This window comes from Tenacibaculum sp. SG-28 (assembly GCF_002954385.1).
Classification (GTDB): domain Bacteria; phylum Bacteroidota; class Bacteroidia; order Flavobacteriales; family Flavobacteriaceae; genus Polaribacter.
This window is the reverse complement of the sequence record NZ_MQVY01000016.1, coordinates 1-2,308: the sequence shown is the minus strand read 5'-3', so window position 1 is coordinate 2,308 and position 2,308 is coordinate 1. Positions and strand designations below refer to the sequence as shown.

4 protein-coding genes are annotated in these 2,308 nt (G+C 30.8%); all 4 read left to right on the top strand.

What is annotated here, in order from left to right; genetic code table 11:
• Window positions 1–22: 22 nt before the first annotated feature.
• The 4 genes from BSU00_RS12765 (at window position 23) to BSU00_RS12970 (ending at window position 1,955) form a co-directional block, all read left to right on the top strand.
• Window positions 23–244: a PLDc N-terminal domain-containing protein gene (locus BSU00_RS12765; protein WP_105004655.1), complete on the top strand. Its 222-nt coding sequence runs from the start codon at window positions 23–25 to the stop codon at window positions 242–244.
• A gap of 159 nt (window positions 245–403) precedes the next feature.
• The gene (locus tag BSU00_RS12975) at window positions 404–568 is read left to right on the top strand and encodes a hypothetical protein (protein WP_158254441.1); all 165 of its coding nucleotides are present in this window, start codon (window positions 404–406) and stop codon (window positions 566–568) included.
• Window positions 569–703: 135 nt separating this feature from the next.
• Window positions 704–913: a hypothetical protein gene (locus BSU00_RS13585; protein WP_233188749.1), complete on the top strand. Its 210-nt coding sequence runs from the start codon at window positions 704–706 to the stop codon at window positions 911–913.
• 688 nt (window positions 914–1,601) lie between these two features.
• Complete coding sequence (locus BSU00_RS12970; protein WP_158254440.1) at window positions 1,602–1,955, top strand: hypothetical protein; 354 nt, start codon at window positions 1,602–1,604, stop codon at window positions 1,953–1,955.
• The last annotated feature ends 353 nt before the right edge of the window (window positions 1,956–2,308 follow it).

Genomic DNA, 2,308 nt, shown 5'->3' with positions numbered 1-2,308 from the left:
GAAAAAAAACTAACTAAATATTATGTATAACAAATTTAATGATTTCTCAATTTCGCTTTTTATATGGCAAACCTTAATTATTTTATCAATCGGTCTTTGGATTTATTGTTTGATTGATATTTTTAAAAATAAGTTTGCACAAAATGACAAAATAATTTGGACTCTAGTAGTCATCTTGATTCCATTTATTGGCTCGTTATTATACTTGTATATTGGTAAAAATAAGAAATTGAAGTTGAACTAGTAGAAGCACTAAAAGCCAACACTGTGTATAATTAATTGCTTTCATATAGTATATCTGTGAAATATTCGCTGCGATTTTCTATTCGGTTTGTAATTCCTAAATTAGGTTCCTTAACCAAGCAACTAACATTACACAGAGACGTTGTAAACAATTTAAGAAATGTCGAAAAGCATTCTTATAACAAAAACGAATTTTAAAGGATTGACTAAAGCTGAACTTTACGAGCATTCTTTAGACCCAAATTCTGAATTAACACAATGGGCAAAAAAAAGCTCTATAAAAAAGGAAGTTAAAAAGAAACGAAAGAATGAAAAAAGCCACTAAATATGGATTTCTGATTTTTGGTGTAATAACCTAATTGGGTTTGCTCTAAAAGGAAATATTACGCACGAACAGTTTGACTCTAAAAAATGGAAAAATTGGACGGAAACTGAAGAAAAAATGTCGATGCGTTGGGATATGATGAACAGTTTAAGGAACAATCACGAACTGAAAGGAAAATCCAAAGCGGAAATTATTGAACTACTCGGAAATCCAGATGAAGGAAAATCAAAATTGAATTTTAGATATTATCTTGGAATGGCTAAACACGGAATTGATACTGGGAGTTTAGTAATCAAATTTGACCAAAATGATTTAGTCTCTGATTTTTATGTTTGGCACGGTTAATCTGAATAAAAACTGTTTACAACACGGTATATAGCAAATAGGGCGTTCGGTGATTTACCAAAGCTCAGTACCATTTAGAAACACCGCCAAATCGTTGATTTGGCTTTTAAGAATGAATAAATTAAAAACAAAATACAACGTTTTGGCTCAGTGCAAACTTGAAAGTTTATCGCTTTCTACTGCCCTACTTGCCATATACTAATCGTTAGGTTTAATAGCTCCGAGTGGTCTTGCGTGTAAATTGCTCCAAGTATTGCGGAGTTGGATGGAAAAGAAGAAAGAAAATTGCTTACTACGAATATGAAAAGGAATATGATTTCGTAAGCTTTTAAGGATATAAAAACGATTGACCGTAGTCGAAAATCAGGGTTGTATAAGAACACTAATTTTCTATATTTGGTCAGAGTAGTTTTACATTTACCAAGTTTAGGCTTTGGTATTTAAGTAAGGCTTAATTATAAAAATTAATGAAAGTTATGTTTGTACTTGTCGCTCAGTATTATGTGTCGCTACACAAACCTAACAAAAGCTAAACTGCATTAAAACGCAGCTTAGCCAAACCGTTACCTCACATTTAATAGCTGAATTGAGAATAATAATTAACATATTGATTTTACTTTTAATACTGTTTGGGTGTTCGGATTCAAAACGGAATTTAATAGTTGTTAAAAATGACCATCAAATTAATTTGACCGAAATTGATTCTGTAAAAGAAAATCTAAATGGATATTGGGTAATGGATTTAGGAAGACGGAACACTTCGACGGAGACAATATTGTGTCTGAAATTCAATGAATATTCAGCTTTTTGGGAACATGTAATTATAAAAAATGGAATGCTTAATAAAACTTTTGAATTTAATACTTCTGGACCTGTAGCAAGTCTTATAAAAGTGAATGATAGTGTAAAAATTGAACTAGTTAATCTTGGAGGAGCAGACACTACCAAAATTGAATATTTGACTAAAACTAAATTTAGAATAAACGATATAACATACTTTAAGCACAAAGGTTATCCAGAATTAAAAACAATAATGGAATAAAAACGTGAGGTAACAACGGTTATAAGTAATGCGGGACTATTTGCTAAAACAAATCTACTATCCTATTATTCCGCTCGCAATTTGTACCTTTATTGTAGAAAATAATAAACATAAAAATGGCTCGCTCAAGTAAGTGCTCAATTGAATCTGAAAGGCTTTCTAAAAACCCGCACTACTCATAGCCAGACCGTTGTAGCAAATTAAACACAACCAATGAAAAATACAATTACATTAGTATTACTGCTTTTATGCAATGTTTTATCATTTGCACAGAACAATAAAAAAAAGGAATTAGAGACAAAGACTATGTTTGAAGTTCAAGTTGATTCTAAAAAATATGAATTGGAAGAAGG